Source organism: Citrobacter sp. R56 (assembly GCF_016811995.1).
Lineage (GTDB): Bacteria > Pseudomonadota > Gammaproteobacteria > Enterobacterales > Enterobacteriaceae > Citrobacter_D > Citrobacter_D enshiensis.
On record NZ_CP069159.1, the window covers coordinates 3,358,528 to 3,377,891 of the forward strand.

The 19,364-nt window shown below is 54.1% G+C and carries 16 protein-coding genes and 1 pseudogene; 12 read left to right on the plus strand and 5 right to left on the minus strand.

The features are described 5' to 3' along the window. Positions 1-23: 23 nt before the first annotated feature. Genes JM656_RS15905 through JM656_RS15920 form a run of 4 tightly spaced genes read left to right on the plus strand, consistent with a single transcriptional unit; the run spans position 24 to position 4,264 of the window. Positions 24-941, plus strand: a complete 918-nt coding sequence (locus JM656_RS15905; RefSeq protein WP_203358614.1) for an SPFH domain-containing protein — start codon at positions 24-26, stop codon at positions 939-941. Beyond that, positions 938-1,402 (plus strand): NfeD family protein, encoded by a 465-nt coding sequence (locus JM656_RS15910; protein ID WP_203358615.1) that lies wholly within the window; start codon positions 938-940, stop codon positions 1,400-1,402. Before JM656_RS15905 ends, JM656_RS15910 begins: the two co-directional genes overlap by 4 nt. A 22-nt stretch (positions 1,403-1,424) precedes the next feature. Further along, entirely contained in the window at positions 1,425-3,578 is a 2,154-nt protein-coding gene (locus JM656_RS15915) for a hypothetical protein (protein WP_203358616.1), read from the plus strand. Next, positions 3,548-4,264 (plus strand): DUF3142 domain-containing protein, encoded by a 717-nt coding sequence (locus JM656_RS15920; protein ID WP_203358617.1) that lies wholly within the window; start codon positions 3,548-3,550, stop codon positions 4,262-4,264. Before JM656_RS15915 ends, JM656_RS15920 begins: the two co-directional genes overlap by 31 nt. On the opposite strand, the gene cueR is transcribed toward JM656_RS15920, so the two are convergent. Both cueR and JM656_RS15930 read right to left on the minus strand, forming a co-directional pair. After that, the gene (cueR, locus tag JM656_RS15925; RefSeq protein ID WP_203358618.1) at positions 4,261-4,671 is read right to left on the minus strand and encodes a Cu(I)-responsive transcriptional regulator; all 411 of its coding nucleotides are present in this window, start codon (positions 4,669-4,671) and stop codon (positions 4,261-4,263) included. The genes JM656_RS15920 and cueR overlap by 4 nt on opposite strands. Positions 4,672-4,757: 86 nt before the next feature. Beyond that, a pseudogene (locus JM656_RS15930) lies at positions 4,758-4,967 on the minus strand (tyrosine-type recombinase/integrase); the annotation flags it as partial. A gap of 44 nt (positions 4,968-5,011) precedes the next feature. Between JM656_RS15930 and JM656_RS15935 the strand changes: the two are divergent. The 5 genes from JM656_RS15935 (at position 5,012) to ybaK (ending at position 10,796) form a co-directional block, all read left to right on the plus strand. Then, complete coding sequence (locus JM656_RS15935) at positions 5,012-5,329, plus strand: hypothetical protein (RefSeq protein WP_203358619.1); 318 nt, start codon at positions 5,012-5,014, stop codon at positions 5,327-5,329. A 594-nt stretch (positions 5,330-5,923) separates the two neighbouring features. Beyond that, positions 5,924-6,496, plus strand: a complete 573-nt coding sequence (locus JM656_RS15940) for a serine acetyltransferase (RefSeq protein WP_203358620.1) — start codon at positions 5,924-5,926, stop codon at positions 6,494-6,496. A 221-nt stretch (positions 6,497-6,717) separates the two neighbouring features. After that, the gene (copA, locus tag JM656_RS15945; protein ID WP_203358621.1) at positions 6,718-9,219 is read left to right on the plus strand and encodes a copper-exporting P-type ATPase CopA; all 2,502 of its coding nucleotides are present in this window, start codon (positions 6,718-6,720) and stop codon (positions 9,217-9,219) included. Between the two features lie 102 nt (positions 9,220-9,321). Further along, the gene (locus JM656_RS15950; protein ID WP_203358622.1) at positions 9,322-10,116 is read left to right on the plus strand and encodes a TraB/GumN family protein; all 795 of its coding nucleotides are present in this window, start codon (positions 9,322-9,324) and stop codon (positions 10,114-10,116) included. 200 nt (positions 10,117-10,316) lie between these two features. After that, complete coding sequence (ybaK, locus tag JM656_RS15955) at positions 10,317-10,796, plus strand: Cys-tRNA(Pro)/Cys-tRNA(Cys) deacylase YbaK (RefSeq protein ID WP_192611429.1); 480 nt, start codon at positions 10,317-10,319, stop codon at positions 10,794-10,796. A 46-nt stretch (positions 10,797-10,842) separates the two neighbouring features. Here ybaK and ushA read toward each other — a convergent pair whose 3' ends face one another. Then, positions 10,843-12,495: a bifunctional UDP-sugar hydrolase/5'-nucleotidase UshA gene (gene ushA / locus JM656_RS15960; RefSeq protein ID WP_203358623.1), complete on the minus strand. Its 1,653-nt coding sequence runs from the start codon at positions 12,493-12,495 to the stop codon at positions 10,843-10,845. Between the two features lie 177 nt (positions 12,496-12,672). On the opposite strand from ushA, the gene JM656_RS15965 reads away from it, so the two are divergent. Together JM656_RS15965 and ybaL are read left to right on the plus strand one after the other, a co-directional pair. Beyond that, positions 12,673-13,893: an MFS transporter gene (locus JM656_RS15965; RefSeq protein ID WP_203358624.1), complete on the plus strand. Its 1,221-nt coding sequence runs from the start codon at positions 12,673-12,675 to the stop codon at positions 13,891-13,893. A 235-nt stretch (positions 13,894-14,128) separates the two neighbouring features. Then, positions 14,129-15,805 carry a YbaL family putative K(+) efflux transporter gene (ybaL, locus tag JM656_RS15970; protein ID WP_203358625.1) on the plus strand — a complete coding sequence of 559 codons (1,677 nt, stop codon included), beginning with the start codon at positions 14,129-14,131 and terminating at the stop codon, positions 15,803-15,805. 89 nt (positions 15,806-15,894) lie between these two features. Here ybaL and JM656_RS15975 read toward each other — a convergent pair whose 3' ends face one another. Continuing rightward, entirely contained in the window at positions 15,895-17,199 is a 1,305-nt protein-coding gene (locus JM656_RS15975) for an inosine/guanosine kinase (protein ID WP_203358626.1), read from the minus strand. A 152-nt stretch (positions 17,200-17,351) separates the two neighbouring features. Here JM656_RS15975 and aes point away from each other — a divergent pair, with 152 nt between their 5' ends. Continuing rightward, positions 17,352-18,326 carry an acetyl esterase gene (aes, locus tag JM656_RS15980; RefSeq protein WP_203358627.1) on the plus strand — a complete coding sequence of 325 codons (975 nt, stop codon included), beginning with the start codon at positions 17,352-17,354 and terminating at the stop codon, positions 18,324-18,326. On the opposite strand, the gene hemH is transcribed toward aes, so the two are convergent. Continuing rightward, positions 18,317-19,279: a ferrochelatase gene (hemH, locus tag JM656_RS15985; RefSeq protein ID WP_203358628.1), complete on the minus strand. Its 963-nt coding sequence runs from the start codon at positions 19,277-19,279 to the stop codon at positions 18,317-18,319. The genes aes and hemH overlap by 10 nt on opposite strands. Positions 19,280-19,364 lie beyond the last annotated feature (85 nt).

Here is a 19,364-nt window from a genome sequence, read left to right on the forward strand (position 1 = left end):
ACAACACTACAGGAGGTTTATCGATGCTTATCTTTATCCCGATTCTTATTTTCGTCGCACTGGTGATTGTCGGTGCTGGCGTCAAAATCGTTCCGCAAGGATACCAGTGGACCGTAGAGCGATTTGGTCGCTATACCAATACACTGCAGCCGGGTCTGAGTCTCGTGGTCCCGTTTATGGATCGCATTGGCCGAAAAATCAATATGATGGAACAGGTTCTCGATATTCCATCGCAGGAGGTTATCTCTAAAGATAACGCCAACGTTTCGATTGATGCGGTCTGTTTTATTCAGGTGATAGATGCGCCAAAAGCCGCGTATGAAGTCAGTAATCTGGAACTGGCCATCATCAATCTGACCATGACGAACATCCGTACCGTACTGGGCTCAATGGAGCTTGATGAAATGCTCTCCCAGCGCGACAACATCAATACCCGCCTGTTGCACATTGTTGATGAAGCCACCAACCCGTGGGGGATCAAAATTACCCGCATTGAGATCCGCGATGTTCGTCCTCCGGCGGAGTTGATCGACGCCATGAATGCACAGATGAAAGCGGAACGCACCAAACGTGCCTATATCCTGGAAGCCGAAGGGATCCGCCAGGCGGAGATCGTCAAAGCCGAGGGTGAGAAACAGTCAAAAATTTTGATCGCCGAAGGTGACCGTCAGTCGGCATTTTTACAGGCAGAAGCCCGCGAACGCTCCGCCGAAGCGGAAGCCCGCGCCACGCAAATGGTTTCTGAGGCTATCGCCTCCGGAAACATTCAGGCCGTTAACTATTTCGTAGCGCAGAAATACACCGAAGCGCTGCAAAAAATTGGTTCGGCTAACAACAGTAAAGTGGTGATGATGCCGCTCGATGCCAGCAGTCTGATGGGCTCCATTGCCGGGATCACCGAACTGATTAAGGACAGCGCCAGCGAACGGAAAAACCCATGATTGAAATGATTCTGGTACATCCGCATCTTTTCTGGCTCAGCCTCGGCGGTCTGTTACTGGCCGCTGAGATGCTCGGCGGTAACGGCTATCTGCTCTGGAGCGGCGTGGCGGCGGTGATCACCGGATTAACGGTCTGGCTCCTACCTCTCGGCTGGGAGTGGCAGGGAACGCTGTTTTCTGTGTTAACCCTGCTGGCAGCGTGGTTCTGGTGGAAGTGGCTGACGCGGCACGTCGGTGAGAAAAAACCGTCAGACAGCCACCTCAATCAACGCGGACAACAATTGGTTGGGCGTCGGTTTATTCTGGACACTACGCTGGTCAACGGGCATGGGCACATGCGGGTCGGCGACAGCTCCTGGCCCGTCAGCGCCGATCAGGATCTCACTGCCGGTACACATGTCGAAGTGATCGCTGTAGAAGGCATTACGTTGAAAATCAAATCGGTATTATCAGAACAATAATCATCAGGGAATAAAGACTATTATGGCCAGGAAGACTCCTCTTACACTCGCCCTCTGCGCGCTGCTGGCGGGTGCGCCACAGGCATTCGCCTCTTTCGATATCGAAGACTGCACGTGGAGCAGCAAAAACTGCCTGCTGAAAGGCGTTCCCGTACTCACTCCAGGAAATGATACCCGCGACAACCTGCTGCGGTTATTCAGCGAAGCAAAATCATTCGAACTCCCCGTGCAGTCGATGCCTGCGGATATCACCCGTTCCCGCGATTACTATTTTGCCTATCATCCGCAATGGGATGCCGTGAGCGCCCCCTCTGCGTCAACCGTGGTATCCAGCGAGAACCCAACGCTGACTCAGCAAGCGACGGCGCTGCAACTTGATCCGGCGGAGATCGCGCGTCTGAGCGAAAACGACAGCGGACTGGAAAACCGCTACGTCTCGAATAGCAGCGACGGCGTGAGTCAATTTTTCACGGCGCTTATCGATGACGCTACGCTTACGCCGGAACAACGTCATGCGCTGGCGCAGGCGCGCATGGCAATCTGGGGTGGCGCCACAACCGGGCAGGTCTCTGAAGCGCTTGCAACGCTTCCGGCAGATTCCTCCGCCCTGCTGTACAAAACGTATCTGACCGGTGCCACCTATTTCTACACTGAAGACTACAAATCCGCAGAGCAGGATTTCACCGCCCTGGCGAACAGCAAAAATCCCTGGCTGGAAGAGACGGCGCAATACATGCTGATGCGCACGGCGCTGAACAAAAGTAGCCAGCACAGTACCGGCGAATACGGCGATTTTGATATCAGCAAGATAGACCAGCAGTTCGCAAACCAGGCGCAAGAAGCCGCACAGCGCTATCTGCAACGCTGGCCGCAAGGCCTGTATGCCGATTCGGCTCGCGGCATGCTGCGCCGTATCAACTGGTATCAGCAAGCGTGGCCACAGCTGGCGGCATTGTATGAGCAGACATTCCAGCAGGCAAAAGATCCTGACGCACTGCGTCATCTGGTGACCGAATACGATAACGTATATGGCATGCGCTTCTACAACGCCCCGTTCACGGAAGCATTCCCTGATGCGCTCCAGATAAGCTATATCGAATTATTACGTGCGCTGCGCCCGAACAGCGACAATAAACCAACGTTGACGCAAGCCTTTCTCGACAGCACCAAACCGGCATTTGAGAAAGGCGGAAAAGCGCCGCTGTGGCACAACCTGCAGCTCAATCTGTGGATGGCGACGGGCAACTACGCCGCGATCGTTCAGGCCATCACCCCGGCAAAACAGCTCCCGGCCCATGATATTCTCACCTTCAGTGAGCAGGTGCTGTACGGCGAAGCGCTGATGGGACAACAACAGTGGCAGGCGGCGCGGGATTTCTGGCAACAGTTGCTGAAACTCAGCCAGGATAACGAGCAGCAGCAGTATCTCCAGGCAAAACTGGCGGCAACGCTGGTTTATAACAACGAGATTAACGCGATTTTTGCCCCGCAAAGTCCGGTGACCAACCTGCGATTCCGCTCCCGGGTTCTGAAAACGCAGGCTCCACTTGAGCTGTTGCGCCAGCAGGCGACCCAGGGAACGAATAATGAAGAACGCACCATCGCCCTGCACACGCTGCTGGTTCGCGATCTTACCGAAAACCGTTTTAGCGACTGGTTAACTGACATCAAACTTGTGAAGGCGATTACACCGCCGGTCATCGGTGAGTCCTTCGATGACGTGAATCTGAGCGTCTTTGACTGGAAGGGCAGCGCGGCGGATGCCGGATACGTCTGTAGTGGCCTGAGCGAAACGGTAGGCGTCCTGAGCAAAAAAGCCAACGACGCGCATGCCCTCAACTGCCTTGGCGAATTTTTCCGCACCACGCAAACCCATGTCGATTTATGGAAAGACGGTGAGGGAAACGCGGCGCTGGAAGCGGCTATCGACCGCAAACATCCGTATGGCCAGTTTGATCGCCAGAGCTACTACCAGCAGGTTATCGCCTCACCGAAAGCGGAACCCGAGGATAAAAGCTACGCCCTCTACCGGGCCATCATGTGCTATTCGCCGTCCGGGATGAATGAGTGCGGCGGCGAAGAGGTCGATAAAGTACAGCGCAAAGGCTGGTTCACGCAGTTGAAAACAGAATATCCGGGTAGCCCGTGGGCACAAAAGCTCAAGTACTACTGGTAATCACACTGCTGACAGGTCAGTCGCAGGCGGCAGAGACGGTCAATGCCCACCAACATCAGGCGTTCTGGCTGTGGTCTGGCGTCAAAGCCAGCGCTGACCTGAAAAATGCGCAAACGGTCTACCTGCATCAGGGCGAGGTACTGACGCGCTCAGGCGAGGTGGTCTTTCAGCGTCTGGGGTTGCCGGTGAGTCGCCTGACGTTTCCGACGATCTGGCTCACCGTGCGTTTTACAACGCTTGACGTGCCGGAGGCGATCCCGGCGCGGATTATCCACCTGATGCAGCGCTGGCAAAAAATGGGCAACCAGGTCATTGGCTTGCAGGTCGATTTTGACGCCGCCACTCATCAACTGGCGGACTATGCGGTTTTTTTGCGTCAGTTGCGCCAGCAGTTACCGCCCGAGTTTGCCCTTGGCGTGACCGGGCTGCTGGACTGGGCGAAAACGGGCGATATCGACACCCTCAACGCGCTGCCGGTGGATGAACTGGTGGTGCAAAGCTATCAGGGGCGTCATACGGTCGACAACTATGCGTACTATTTGCCCGCGCTGCAGCGGCTGCGCATTCCCTTTAAGCTCGGGCTGGTGCAAAACGGAAGTTGGGACGCGCAGGACGACGCGCAACTCAGAACCTCTCCCTGGTATCGCGGCACCGTGGTGTTTATGCTCAAACAGCCTGGCAACTAAGCCTGAGTTTTGTGATGACAGCAGCCAGAAAGATTATCGATAATCGGGCACTCTGCGCTGTCGTCGCCAGGACAGGAATCCGCCAGCGCCAGCAGTTGCCCGCGCATCGCCTGCAGTTCACTGATATGCCGTTCAATTTCGGCGACTTTCTCCAGCGTACGCTTTTTCACATCTGCGCTGTGCCGCCCCGGGTCGTTAAATAAATTCACCAGTTCACCGCACTCTTCCAGGTTAAATCCCACCTGACGCGCCTGACGCAATAACGTCAGTTCATTCAGATGTTGCTGGGTGTACGTGCGATATCCATTTTCACCACGCAGAGGCGGCGTCACCAGCCCTTTCTCTTCATAAAATCGAATCGCTTTACTGGTTAACCCGGTTTTTTTCGCCACATCGCTAATATTCACACTTCCCCCTTGACCTTCCCCTTGATGGTGGAATTTTGAAAGGCACAGCCCCGTAGAATACCGCGCCACATCAGTATTTTACAAACTTAACTAGCCCTCAAATCCCCCGTTTTTCCTCCAGAGTGTGGACACCATTTGGACATTCCACTTAGAGGATTGTAGCTCACTGCGTTCAACAAATAGACAGGTGCAAAGTGGGCATAAACCATCGTTTGAGAAATATCGGCATGACCCAATATCCGTTGCAGAGCGATGATATTGCCTCCCTCCATCATGAAGCGAGTTGCGAACGTATGCCAGGTTCAAAGCACCCTAAACGCTTTATCATGTTGCAAGAATATTGGGCAGCCTGAACGACACCATTAAGGGAAAAGCCGACGTTACTGTCAGTGGTTCCCTCACGGAGAAAATTACCGGTATTCGCCGCAGTGTCGCTGCTACGCAGGAGCTGATCGCGCCGGTCGTGAAGCTGGGCAGTGAGGAAATCAACGTCTTGACTCTGCTAACCGATATGCTGGACGTTCTGAATGAACTTGCCAGGGTGTGTGCGTCACACACTCACCCAAGCGTGGGGACCAGTAGCCAGGCTGGTGAGTTCACCGCTGCAGCCAGGAAAAGCACCGATTTGAAAGCGAAATACAGTCCGCTTATTGCCTGACATCACGCAGGCGAAAACCCCCACGTCACCAGAAGCCACAGAACGCACCACAACAAGCTTAAATAATTAAGTTCGCAACCATGCGGCCTTTTTTGCATTCGCTCGTCTCCTGGTCGTAGACGAAGCGACAAAGCGCAGACGGAAGCGGATCCGAGACGGAAACGGCGCTACACCGCACCCGCCTGCACTATTTGGATCATAAAAATTTTGCAAAAGAAATTTTGCGCAAAGCAACCCGCCAGCCCGCGCCGTGGCTGGGCTTCTGCGTTCCGTTCGCCTTTGTACACTGCGCAAGGATTTGCAGCGTTTTGCAAAAATCGGCAGGCAGTCAGCGGCTAAGCAATTGGTTAATTTAATGTTTTTAAAAGGATCGTTTTACTTTTTGTCAGGATCAACCATATTCAGGGGTTTACATGGGCTGCTTCAGCTAATAGCATTTAAATGCTTTAAATACAGTTAGTTATTTCACTTAGGGAACATTTTCCCTCTTGCAAAAGACTACACACGGATTGGGTTTGCTAAGTCGCAGATATCACCCGCATAAAATACGCAGAAATAAAGAAGTAACACGGAGAACCACTTCAGGACGCAGTTATGACTAAATACCTTTTTGCTCTATTTTTTATACTCTTTGGAAACACACGCAATCTCTTCAAATACTGGAAAGCCGAAATAATCCGGCGCGACAGGTTCTCCATTCACCGGCTTTTGAGGGAGAAGAAAACCAGGGAAAGGCGTTATCTGTTTTGGTGGCGGCTGGCAAACGAAATGTTTATCAACGGCGGTAAGTTCACCAAAAGGGCCGCCAGAAAGATTAATACCAAGTTACTGAACGAGTACGGTTGCGATCTGGGTCTGGGGTTGACTGTAGGCAAGGGGTTAACGATTTTTCACCATACCGGCATTATTGTGACCAGCACGGCCATCATCGGTGAAAACTTAACAATCAGACAAAACACCACCATTGGCCGCAAGCAATCAGACGATGATCGGGGCGTTTTGACCATTGGTGATAACGTCGATATTGGCGCACATACCTTCATTCTGGGTTCAGATTTTGCGATTGGGGATAACGTCAAAATTGGTGCGATGTCGTTTGTTATGGATGACATACCATCAGGTTGCACGTACATCACGAAGAAAGAAACCAGATTAATAGCTGTGTGATTAGCACAAAAAAGCCCCGTTCTATACGGGGCTTTGTCTTTGTAATGTGGACACTTTTTTCGAAGTGTGGACGCTATGTGGACGCTGATTTTAAAAATCCCTTTCAATCAGCAATTTAAACCCTTGACCTTCCCCTTGATGGAAGGTTTAACCTTTATAACAGTTAGTCAATACGATTACTCAGGTCAATAACTATCTGACCATTTTAAAGGAGTTTTGTTATGTCTCACACCATCGACCTGACCCTGGACGGCCTGTCCTGTGGTCACTGCGTCAAACGCGTAAAAGAGAGTCTTGAGCAGCGCCCGGACGTGGAACAGGCGGACGTTACCGTGACTGAAGCGCACGTCACCGGTAGCGCCAGCGCCGAAGCCTTGATCGAAACCATCAAACAAGCTGGCTATGGTGCGGAGTTAAGCCACCCAAAGGCTAAACCGCTGGCGGAGTCATCAACCCCGTCGGAAGCGCTGGCAGCGGTCCCTCCTGAGCTTCCGGCAGCAACGGCCGATGATGACAGCCAACAACTGCTGTTAAGCGGCATGAGCTGCGCCAGCTGTGTTTCCCGGGTACAAAATGCGTTGCAAAACGTACCGGGCGTCACGCAGGCACGGGTAAACCTGGCGGAACGCACTGCGCTGGTCATGGGCAGCGCGTCCGCCGCAGATTTAGTGCAGGCGGTGGAAAAAGCTGGCTACGGCGCAGAAGCCATTGAAGATGACGCGAAACGCCGTGAACGCCAGCAGGAGACCGCCGTCGCCACCATGAAGCGCTTCCGCTGGCAGGCGATTGTCGCTCTGCTGGTTGGCGTACCGGTGATGGTCTGGGGGATGATCGGCGACAACATGATGGTCACCGCCGATAACCGCAGCCTCTGGCTCGCAATTGGTCTCGCCACCCTCGCCGTGATGGTCTTTGCGGGCGGCCATTTCTATCGCAGTGCGTGGAAGAGCCTGATGAACGGCGCCGCCACGATGGATACACTGGTCGCCCTCGGTACAGGGGTGGCCTGGCTCTACTCAATGAGCGTCAACCTGTGGCCGCAGTGGTTCCCGATGGAAGCGCGCCATCTCTATTATGAAGCGAGCGCGATGATCATCGGTCTGATTAACCTCGGACACATGCTGGAAGCGCGCGCCCGTCAGCGCTCTTCGAAGGCGCTGGAAAAACTTCTCGATTTAACGCCGCCGACGGCGCGCGTCGTCACCGAAGAGGGTGAAAAAAACGTGCCGCTGGCTGAGGTTCAGGCCGGTATGTTACTGCGACTGACCACCGGCGATCGGGTGCCGGTAGACGGTGAAATCACCCAGGGCGAAGCCTGGCTGGATGAAGCCATGCTCACCGGTGAGCCGATCCCGCAACAGAAAGGCGAAGGCGACAGCGTGCATGCCGGGACGGTCGTTCAGGACGGCAGCGTGTTGTTCCGCGCCAGCGCGGTCGGCAGCCACACCACTCTGTCGCGGATTATCCGCATGGTACGCCAGGCGCAGAGCAGCAAACCTGAAATCGGTCAGTTGGCCGATAAAATCTCTGCTGTCTTTGTGCCCGTCGTGGTGGTGATTGCGCTGGTCAGCGCCGCTATCTGGTATTTCTTTGGCCCGGCGCCGCAAATTGTCTACACGCTGGTGATTGCCACGACGGTGCTGATCATCGCCTGTCCGTGTGCGCTGGGGCTGGCAACGCCGATGTCGATTATTTCCGGCGTGGGCCGCGCCGCCGAATTTGGCGTGCTGGTCCGGGATGCCGATGCCTTACAACGCGCCAGTACGCTTGATACGGTGGTCTTTGATAAAACCGGCACGCTGACCGAAGGGAAACCGCAGGTGGTGGCGATCAAAACCTTTGGCACAACAGATGAAGCCCAGGCGCTGCGCCTGGCGGCAGCCCTTGAACAAGGCTCAAGCCACCCGCTGGCCCGCGCCATTCTGGAAAAAGCCGCAGAATCAACGCTGCCGCAGGTGAATGGTTTTCGGACACTGCGCGGTTTAGGCGTGAGTGGTGAAGCGGAGGGGCATACCCTGCTGCTGGGCAACCAGGCGCTGTTAAATGAACAGCAGGTGGATACCTCTGAAATGGACGCAGAGATTTCAGCCCGTGCGTCACAGGGTTCAACCCCCGTACTGCTGGCGATTGACGGCAAAGCGGCGGCCTTACTGGCGGTACGTGATCCCCTGCGCAGCGACAGCGTGGCGGCGCTCCAGCGTCTGCATCGTGCAGGCTACCGCCTGGTGATGCTAACCGGTGATAACCCGACGACCGCCAATGCGATTGCCAAAGAGGCGGGTATTGATGAGGTGATTGCAGGCGTCTTACCGGACGGTAAAGCCGATGCGATCAAGCGCCTGCAAAGTCAGGGGCGTCAGGTCGCCATGGTCGGCGATGGTATCAACGATGCACCGGCGCTGGCGCAGGCCGATGTGGGTATCGCGATGGGCGGCGGCAGCGATGTGGCCATTGAAACCGCAGCCATCACGTTGATGCGCCATAGTCTGATGGGGGTGGCGGATGCGCTTGCCATCTCACGCGCCACACTGCGTAACATGAAGCAGAACCTGCTGGGGGCGTTTATCTATAACAGTATCGGTATCCCGGTGGCTGCCGGAATTTTGTGGCCGCTCACCGGTACATTGCTCAACCCGGTCGTCGCCGGTGCGGCAATGGCGCTCTCTTCGATTACCGTGGTGAGCAATGCCAACCGTCTGTTACGGTTTAAACCGAAAGAGTAAATCTTTGCCGGATGGCGACGCCAAAGCATCGCCATCCGGCAATTCACGCATTGCACCTTCCCGGACCACGCGCTAGCATGGAGTTCTACTAAGGGAGGTCGTATGGATCTGATGTACTGGGTAAAATCGTTCTGGCGCGCACTGCGCGGTAACCATTATACCTGGCCTGCCATCGACGTTGTCTTGCCCGGTAATCGTCATTTTCATCTGGTCGGCAGTATCCATATGGGCAGTCGCGATATGGCTCCCCTCCCCGCCAAATTACTGAAAAAGCTCAGACAGGCCGATGCGTTGATCGTCGAAGCCGATGTCTCCGGCGACGATACCCCGTTTGTGAATCTCCCCACGTTTGCCGCGCTGGAAGAACGTATCAGCGAAGAGCAGTTGCGTCATCTGCATAAAGTCACCGATGAACTGGGGATCTCTGCGTCGCTCTTCTCAACCCAGCCGCTGTGGCAAATCGCCATGGTCTTACAGGCTACCCAGGCGCAACAGCTGGGACTGCGCGCTGAATATGGTATTGATTACCAGTTGCTGCAGGCGGCGAAGCAGGCACAAAAATCCATTATTGAGCTGGAAGGGGCGGCCAGCCAGATAGCGCTTCTGTGCCAGTTGCCCGATAACGGTCTGGCGTTGCTGAACGATACGCTGGCGCACTGGCACACCAACGCCAGGTTGCTGCAGCAGATGATGAGCTGGTGGCTGAAAACGCCGCCGCAAAATAACGATCTCACACTGCCGAATACCTTCAGTCAGTCGTTATATGATGTGCTTATGCATCAGCGTAATATCGCCTGGCGGGATCAACTCTACGCCATGCCACCCGGCCAGTATGTCGTCGCGGTGGGGGCGCTGCATCTTTATGGAGAAGGAAATTTACCGGAACTGATGCGCTAAAAAAAATGGCCAATATCTCTATTGGCCCGTCAAAGAGGAATTTCATCTTTATTATTATGCCGGACTCAGGTCCGGATCTTCCGATTGTCGCTCAAAGTTGCTGCAACTGCCAATACCTATTGCGCAAGATTGTACTATTTTTTCGTCCACCTTCGGACGTATGCTGATGGCATATCACGTTTGTAGTAAGAAGGAACGTTATGACTCCCGCAGTTAAGTTACTCGAAAAGAACAAAATCCCGTTTAACATCCATACCTACGATCACGATCCGCATGAAACAAATTTTGGTGACGAAGTGGTGCGGAAATTAGGATTAAATGCCGATCAGGTTTACAAAACGCTGTTGGTTGCCGTGAATGGCGACATGAAACAGCTGGCCGTTGCCGTCACACCGGTGGCCGGGCAGTTAGATCTGAAAAAGGTCGCCAAAGCGTTGGGCGCCAAAAAGGTCGATATGGCTGACCCGATGGTGGCGCAACGTACAACAGGATATCTGGTGGGCGGCATTAGTCCACTGGGGCAAAAAAAACGGCTGCCAACGCTGATTGACGCGCCAGCCCAGACGTTCGCCACTATTTATGTTTCAGGCGGCAAACGCGGACTGGACATTGAACTCGCCGCAGGAGATCTGGCGAAGATCCTCGATGCGAAATTTGCGGATATTGCCCGCCGGGATTGAGTGTTTTGCCGGATGGCGACGCAAGCGCCATCCGGCACAACGGCCATTATTGCCAGCTCACTTCCCCTGTCGGTTCGTAAGTACTCGCATCCAGCGGCGAGTTCTGCTCAATGTACTGTTTGAGCACTTCCGCATCGATAAACCCAGTATTCACATAACCGGGTTTATTGTCGATTCGCGGATAGCCATCACCGCCGGTGGCGTTAAAACTCAGTGTCGCCATCCGGTAGGTTTTCGCCGGGTCAACGGGTTCATCCTTGATTTTTAAATCATTGAGCTTGCCGTCCTTCGCCACAAAACTGACGTTGGCGAACTGCGGATAAGCGCCAGAGTCCGGCTTCATTTGCGCCACGGCGGTCAGATAATCAATCACCTCTTTCCCGCTCATATCGGCATACACCACGATGTTGCCGAACGGTTGTACCTTCAGCACGCTTTTATAGGTGATATTGCCGCCTTCAATGGAATCACGAATACCGCCACCGCTCATCACGCCAAAGTCAGCGCTGGTGCGCGCCATCTGCGCCGCGAGCAGAAGATGTCCCATATTGGTCTGCACAAAACGGACTTTACTGCGATCACCTTCAAGACGGCTATTCACACTGCCAATTTTCACATCCAGCTGCGCTTTGCCTTTATTCTGGAATGGCGTCAGCAAAGAGAGCATCTGTTGATTCTCGACGATTTCCGGGGTGTAAAGTATGCGCTCACTTTTCCCGTTATCCCAGGTCACTTTCTTCTTCAGATTCACAGGAATGAGCTGATAGCCCACCATTTTCATCTCGCCATTACGGAACTCAAAATCGGCCCGTCCGACGTATTTCCCCCACTCATGCGCCTGCACAATCCAGATGCCATTCTGTTTGTCCGGCGCGCAGGGCGTACCCGGCACATAATCAACCTGCTTTTTATTTTCCGCTGCCATACACACCGGATCTTGTGAGTGACCACCCACAATCATTGCCAGCGCCCCTGCTGGCAGGCTTCGCGCCATTTCGACATCGCCCGGTGCGTTTGACCCGTGATTCCCGTTGTCATAGTGCCCCATGTGTGTGGTGGCGATAATGACATCCGGCTTTTCGTTGATCTGCAATTCCTGAATCACCACGTTGGCTTCTTCAGCGGGTTTGCGGAACTCAATGTCGGTGAAAAACTCCGGGTTGCCAATTTTTGCCGTATCATCCGTGGTTAAACCGATAACGGCGATTTTCAGATCCTGTCGCTTAAAAATAGCCCAGGGTTTGAACAGGCGTTCACCGGTACTTTTCTGATAGATATTGGCAGAGAGAAAAGGAAACTTAGCCCACTTTTCCTGCTGGCGGAGGACGGTAAGCGGGTTATCAAATTCGTGGTTACCGACGGCCATCGCATCATAGCCAATCAGATTCATCCCCCGGAAATCAGGCTCCGCATCCTGCAGGTCAGACTCCGGAACGCCAGTGTTAATATCACCACCAGAGAGCAGCAACACGCTGCCGCCTTCCTCCGCCACCTCTTTACGAATGCCGTCCACCAGCGTTTTTTGTGCTGAAAGACCGTATTCGCCGTATTCGCTACGCCAGAAGTGACCATGATGATCGTTGGTGTGCAGAACCGTTATTTTATAGGTTTTATCTTTCTCATAAGCCTGCGCAGGCTGGCTCGCCAGTGCGAACGCGGCGAACACGGCCAGCGCCACACCCCGCTTCAAAAATTTCATGCTTCTCTCCCTGACCCAAAATCAACCGCTGAAATTACAATGATATGAAATAATAGCCGAAAATGTTTTCAGAATTGAGACTTCCTTCAAACACCATCCACAGGTATGTTAGTCAGGTAATAATTACAACGCAGACTATCTCCAACATCGCAACCAAAACAACAGAAGTGACGTTCTATGGCAATGAGTGAACCAACCCAGCCGTTAACGAGCGCGTCTGCGCCCGTTGCTCAGGCACGCACATCGTTTGGCATTTTAGGCGCCATCAGCCTTTCCCACTTACTGAACGATATGATCCAGTCGCTGATCCTGGCGATTTACCCGCTATTGCAGTCCGAATTCTCGCTGACCTTTATGCAGATAGGGATGATCACCCTCACCTTCCAGCTAACCTCATCGCTCTTCCAGCCGGTGGTCGGTTACTGGACGGATAAACATCCCATGCCGTGGTCGCTGCCGATTGGAATGTGTTTCACGCTGAGCGGCCTGGTATTACTGGCAATGGCCGGCAGTTTTGGCGAGGTACTGTTAGCAGCGGCGCTGGTCGGCACGGGTTCATCGGTGTTTCATCCGGAATCCTCCCGCGTGGCGCGCATGGCGTCTGGCGGGCGTCACGGCCTCGCGCAGTCGATCTTCCAGGTGGGTGGTAATTTTGGCAGCTCCCTTGGCCCCTTGCTGGCTGCGATTATCATCGCCCCTTATGGCAAAGGTAATGTGGCCTGGTTTGTGCTGGCCGCACTGCTGGCGATTGTGGTGCTGGCGCAAATAAGCCGCTGGTACGCCGCACAGCACCGGATGAGTAAAGGCAAACCTAAAGCGGCGGTTATCAATCCGCTCCCACGCAACAAAGTGGTCCTCGCCGTTTGCATCCTGTTAATCCTGATATTCTCCAAATACTTCTATATGGCGAGCATCAGCAGCTATTACACCTTTTATCTGATGCAAAAATTCGGATTATCGGTACAAAACGCGCAAATACACCTGTTTGCCTTCCTGTTTGCCGTTGCCGCAGGCACGGTGATTGGCGGGCCTTTGGGTGACAAGATCGGCAGAAAATATGTTATTTGGGGCTCTATTCTGGGGGTTGCGCCTTTTACCCTCTTTTTACCCTATGCAACCCTCTACTGGACGGGCATTTTAACCGTGATCATTGGTTTTATCCTCGCCTCTGCGTTTTCTGCCATCCTGGTCTATGCTCAGGAGCTGCTTCCGGGGCGTATCGGCATGGTTTCCGGTCTGTTTTTTGGTTTTGCCTTTGGCATGGGCGGCCTTGGCGCTGCCGTGTTAGGGCTGGTTGCCGACCATACCAGTATCGATTTAGTCTACAAAATCTGTGCTTTCCTGCCACTTCTGGGGATACTGACCATATTCTTACCTGATAACCGACATAAAGCGTGATTTTCCTGCGGCCAAAGGCAAACTTTGGCCGCCCTCACTTCCAGCCACCATAAGCCTTTGCTCTTCATAGACCCCCTTCGTTTTCCGATCCGTGCGTTTTTCTGCCTAAATTCCATTTTTCATCAAATTTCAACAATTATTCATAAACATAAACATCGAAATTGTCATAAACTATTACCTGGAATTTTGGTTTCCAGACCAAAAATGGATCAACGCAACCCAGAAAGGAGACGGAATGCATCACGCCACCCCGCTTATCACCACCATTGTAGGTGGCCTTGTGCTCGCTTTTATATTCGGCATGCTTGCCAATAAACTGCGTATTTCTCCTCTGGTGGGATATCTGTTAGCGGGCGTTCTGGCCGGTCCTTTTACTCCTGGTTTTGTGGCTGATACTAAACTTGCGCCTGAACTGGCGGAACTTGGCGTTATCCTGCTGATGTTCGGCGTAGGGTTGCACTTCTCTCTGAAGGATTTGATGGCGGTAAAGGCCATCGCCATTCCCGGTGCGATCGCCCAGATAGCCGTGGCGACGTTACTGGGTATGGCACTTTCCGCTGTGCTGGGCTGGTCGCCGATGACCGGTATCGTCTTTGGGTTATGTCTTTCCACCGCCAGTACCGTGGTGCTGTTACGGGCGCTTGAAGAGCGACAGCTTATCGATAGCCAGCGTGGGCAAATCGCCATTGGCTGGCTGATTGTTGAAGATCTGGTGATGGTGCTGACGCTGGTTCTGCTGCCCGCCGTTGCCGGTATGATGGAAAAGGACAACGTCGGTTTTGCGTCACTGGCAATCGACATGGGTATTACCATCGGTAAAGTGGTCGCGTTTATCGCGATTATGATGCTGGTCGGGCGTCGTCTGGTACCGTGGATTATGGCGCGTAGCGCAGCGACAGGTTCAAGGGAGTTGTTTACCCTCTCCGTGCTGGCGCTGGCGCTGGGGATCGCATTTGGCGCGGTCGAGTTGTTTGATGTCTCCTTTGCGCTGGGGGCTTTCTTCGCCGGGATGGTGTTGAATGAGTCAGAACTGAGCCACCGTGCGGCGCATGACACGCTGCCGCTGCGTGATGCGTTTGCCGTACTGTTCTTTGTTTCCGTCGGCATGCTGTTTGATCCGCTGATTCTGATTCAGCAACCGCTGGCCGTTCTGGCGACGCTGGCGATCATTATTTTCGGTAAATCCGTCGCCGCCTTTTTCCTCGTGCGCCTGTTTGGCCACTCGCAGCGAACCGCATTAACCATCGCCACCAGCCTGGCGCAAATCGGTGAGTTTGCGTTTATTCTGGCAGGGCTGGGGATGGCGCTGAATCTGTTGCCGCAAGCCGGGCAGAATCTTGTTCTGGCGGGGGCGATCCTCTCTATTATGCTCAATCCGGTGCTGTTTGCGCTGCTGGAAAAATATCTCGCAAAAACCGAAACCCTCGAAGAGCAAACGCTGGAAGAAGCCATCGAAGAAGAGAAGCAGATCCCGGTGGATATCTGTAACCACGCGCTGCTGGTCGGCTTTGGCCGCGTCGGTAGCCTGCTGGGCGAGAAGTTAATGGCGGCCGGTATTCCGCTGGTGGTCATCGAAACCTCGCGTACCCGTGTTGATGAGCTGCGTGAACGCGGGATCCGCGCCGTGTTAGGTAACGCCGCCAATGAAGAGATCATGAATCTGGCGCATCTGGACTGCGCCCGCTGGCTGCTTCTGACCATTCCAAACGGTTATGAAGCCGGTGAGATTGTCGCGTCCGCGCGCGAAAAATGCCCGGATATCGAAATTATCGCCCGCGCGCATTATGACGATGAAGTGGAATACATTACCGAACGGGGTGCGAATCAGGTGGTCATGGGCGAGCGTGAAATCGCGCGGACCATGCTGGAACTGCTGGAAACGCCACCGGCGGGTGAAGTGGTCACAGGATAACGTTGTTATTTGCCTGATGGCGACGCAGATGCGTCTTATCAGGCCTACATGATTGCCCGGTAAGCGTTAGCGCCACCGGGCAAACAATATTAACGATCCCAGTACGACTCTTCGAGACTATCCTCACGCTCCGGCAGACCGCGCGTTAAGCGTGGCGAATGCTGGTTTAGTACCTGATAGCTCACGCGGTTGGCATATTTACACACCTGCGCTAACGACGAATAGGTCAACCAGCTGAATTGGTGTTTGCTCGAGTTCGGCACGCTGGCACGGTGATAGCTGTTGGCGGTGATATCGTGCAACAGCGCCGCCAGCGCCCCATCGCCTGCCCCGTTGGTGTTCATGATTTTTTCCGGTCCCCCCATGTACGGCGCGATATGCGAATAAATACGCAGTGGGGTAATGCAATCTTTGTGGCGCATCGCACGGCTAAACTCGTACTGGTTAAACTCGGCAATCGCGCCCGGCAGCAGCGGATGCTGCGTTTTGCGCTTGACGGAATCTTCCGTAAAACCGGCCATATACAGACCGACCGGACCGGCAGTGCAGAGCACCAAATCCACCCAATCCAACGCTTTATCGGATGCCAGCAGCGGATCGTTTTCCCCGGTCAGCGCCTGCGCTTCTTCTTCGTTCATCGCGAGGATAGAGACATTCTCTTTCAGGAACGCCTGCCACCACTGTGGATTGTCGGCAATGACAAACTTCGTCCCCAGGGTCAGCACCACCGGGACATTGTATTTTTTGGCGTATTCAATCGCCTTCATGGTGGCTTCCGGCATCGGCTCACCCGGTTTGCAACGCACCAGATAAGAGGTCAGCACCAGCGCGGAGGCTCCGGCAATCACGGACTCCGGAATGCTGTCCGCATGCAGTTGGTTCATGTAACCAGGGCTTATCGCAAAGGTGCGTTCGCCAGACTCGCCAATCAACGTAAAACAACGACCAATCGGGCCATCAACGCCCTGCAGATAGTTCAGATCGGTACGGCTGGAGGTGTTGCACAAATAGCGATAGGCATAGCCGCCAATCTCGATATTACTGCACATCACGCCAAGCAGAACGGAACGGTCATCGGCCAGCACCGAGTAGTTGTGCATGGTATTGCCGATGGTGCCGCCGGCAAATTGATGGGTGATCAAATTCTCGCGGACCAGTTCCTGATACAGCGCTTCCGCAACATCATCTTCAATGACCAGCGAATGCCCGGCACTCAATCCATAACGTTGTACAAAATCGTCATCGACTTTGGCTTCAATGTCCACCAGAGTCTGATCGATACCCACGACCCATGACGCGCTGGTTTCGTTTTCGGGTTGAATTTGTTGCAGCAGCGGGTCGCGCGCATTAACGGGGAAATAGTGTTTGGATTTGCGTTTACCGGGAAATTTCATGGTCGTTTTTACGGGTGGCTAACGGAGCGAAGAATGGTAGCACATTCCTTCCTTATCGCGCGACGTGAGGCAGAGTTTCAATATCGGACGACGGGATCGCAGTTTATCGGGCGACAGTTTCTACAATGGGTTCCTTTCACAAGGAGCGTTTTATGAAACCGGAAAACAAAATCCCCGTCCTCGAGCGCATTTCAGCGGAAATGAACGTCGTGGCGAACTTTCAGCAAGAAAACCTGCCGCCCTGGCCCGTGAATGGCGATATCAACGCTCAACGCCAGCACTACACCCGCGAACGGCAGTTCTGGAACGCCGATGCGCCAGAAATGGACACCCGAGAGTACGCCGTTCCGACCCCATTTGGGGCGATCGCCACACGCCTTTACTTTCCACAGCCTGAGAGCAAAGCCACCCTGTTTTACCTGCACGGCGGTGGATTTATTCTTGGCAATCTGGATACCCACGACCGGATTATGCGGCTACTGGCACGTTACACCCAGTGTACGGTCATTGGCATCGATTACAGCTTGTCACCGGAAGCCCGGTTCCCGCAGGCGATTGAAGAGACCGCCGCCGTCTGTCAGTTCTTCCATCAACATGCGGACGCGTTCTCGCTCAACATGCAGAAAATCGGTTTTGCCGGAGATTCCGCAGGCGCCATGCTGTCGCTCGCCAGTGCGCTTTGGTTGCGTGACAGGAACATTGTCTGCGGTGATGTGGTCGGGGTTCTGCTCTGGTACGGGCTGTATGGATTGCAGGATTCGGTGAGCCGCCGGTTGTTTGGCGGCCACTGGGACGGGTTAACCCGTCAGGATCTACAGAGTTATGAACAGGCGTATCTGCGTGACGCAGACGATCGCGAATCGCCGTACTACTGCCTGTTTAACAACGACCTGACGCGTGATGTGCCGCCCTGCTTTATTGCCGGAGCAGAGTTTGATCCCTTAATTGATGACAGCCGTCTGCTGCACCAGACGTTACAGGCGCATCAGCAGCCCTGCGAATACAAAATGTACCCCGGTACGCTCCACGCCTTCCTGCACTACTCGCGGATGATAAAAGCCGCTGATGATGCTCTGCGCGATGGTGCACAGTATTTCACGCAGCAACTGGATGATGCTCAGCGATAAGCCGCCGTCAGTTTCACCATCATTTCGATATGTTCTGGCGCATCGTTAAGCGCCGGAATATATTCATATTTTTTACCGCCCGCCTCGAGGAAGATCTCTTTATTCTGTACCGCGATTTCTTCCAGCGTCTCCAGACAGTCTGCCGAAAATCCCGGGCACATGACCTGAATATGTCCCACGCCCTTTTCAGCCAACATTTTCAGCGTCTCGTCGGTGTACGGTGTTAACCACGGTTCACGTCCAAAGCGAGACTGGAAAGTCATCATCACTTTTTCAGGCGCGACGCCGAGCGCAGAAACCAGTTCGCGGGTGGTGTCACGACAACGCTGAGGGTAGTCGTCACCTTCATCGGCGTAACGCTGGGGAATACCGTGATAAGAGAGCAGCAGTAAATCCGGCTCGCCATGCTGTGCAAAAGAGGCGCGCGCACTGTTTGCCAGAGCCTCGATATACGCGCTGTCGTCGGCATAATCGCGAATCAAAGAGATCGCCGGTATACGCCGTTTCCCCGCCAGAATACGCGCCAGTTCATCCCAGACTGCGGCGACCGTCGAGCAGGAGTATTGCGGGTAAAGCGGCAGGACCACAATGTTTTCCACATGATTGGCCAGCAGTTCGTCAACCGCGCTTTCCAGCGAGGGCGAACCGTAGCTCATCCCCAATGCGACAGGCGTGTCAGGAAGCCGTTCGGCCAGCGCCTGCTGTTGCCTGCGGCTGTAGACCATCAGCGGAGAGCCCTCTTCCAGCCAGACAGACTGGTAGAGTTTCGCCACGCGCGGCGCACGCAGCGGCAAAATCACACCACGCAGCAGCGGCCACCATAACAGCCGGGGGGTATCGACTACGCGTTTGTCGCTTAAAAATTGCTTGAGATAGCGTTTGACCGCTTCAGGCGTTGGGGCATCGGGAGTGCCAAGGTTAGCCAGTAGAATACCGGTTTTCGTCTGACGCATTACCGCCTCTTGTCCATTCATATTGCGGAGAATTGTAGCGGAAAAGTGAGGAAGAAGAACTAATTGCTGTGAGAGGTATAAAAAT

What these genes read in the sequence shown, in the direction of transcription:
- JM656_RS15905 (WP_203358614.1), top strand. Translation starts at nt 24, where the DNA reads ATGCTTATCTTTATCCCGATTCTTATTTTCGTCGCACTGGTGATTGTC.
- JM656_RS15910 (WP_203358615.1), top strand. Translation starts at nt 938, where the DNA reads ATGATTGAAATGATTCTGGTACATCCGCATCTTTTCTGGCTCAGCCTC.
- JM656_RS15915 (WP_203358616.1), top strand. Translation starts at nt 1,425, where the DNA reads ATGGCCAGGAAGACTCCTCTTACACTCGCCCTCTGCGCGCTGCTGGCG.
- JM656_RS15940 (WP_203358620.1), top strand. Translation starts at nt 5,924, where the DNA reads ATGACTAAATACCTTTTTGCTCTATTTTTTATACTCTTTGGAAACACA.
- copA (WP_203358621.1), top strand. Translation starts at nt 6,718, where the DNA reads ATGTCTCACACCATCGACCTGACCCTGGACGGCCTGTCCTGTGGTCAC.
- JM656_RS15950 (WP_203358622.1), top strand. Translation starts at nt 9,322, where the DNA reads ATGGATCTGATGTACTGGGTAAAATCGTTCTGGCGCGCACTGCGCGGT.
- ybaK (WP_192611429.1), top strand. Translation starts at nt 10,317, where the DNA reads ATGACTCCCGCAGTTAAGTTACTCGAAAAGAACAAAATCCCGTTTAAC.
- ushA (WP_203358623.1), bottom strand. Translation starts at nt 12,495, where the DNA reads ATGAAATTTTTGAAGCGGGGTGTGGCGCTGGCCGTGTTCGCCGCGTTC.
- JM656_RS15965 (WP_203358624.1), top strand. Translation starts at nt 12,673, where the DNA reads ATGGCAATGAGTGAACCAACCCAGCCGTTAACGAGCGCGTCTGCGCCC.
- ybaL (WP_203358625.1), top strand. Translation starts at nt 14,129, where the DNA reads ATGCATCACGCCACCCCGCTTATCACCACCATTGTAGGTGGCCTTGTG.
- JM656_RS15975 (WP_203358626.1), bottom strand. Translation starts at nt 17,199, where the DNA reads ATGAAATTTCCCGGTAAACGCAAATCCAAACACTATTTCCCCGTTAAT.
- aes (WP_203358627.1), top strand. Translation starts at nt 17,352, where the DNA reads ATGAAACCGGAAAACAAAATCCCCGTCCTCGAGCGCATTTCAGCGGAA.
- hemH (WP_203358628.1), bottom strand. Translation starts at nt 19,279, where the DNA reads ATGCGTCAGACGAAAACCGGTATTCTACTGGCTAACCTTGGCACTCCC.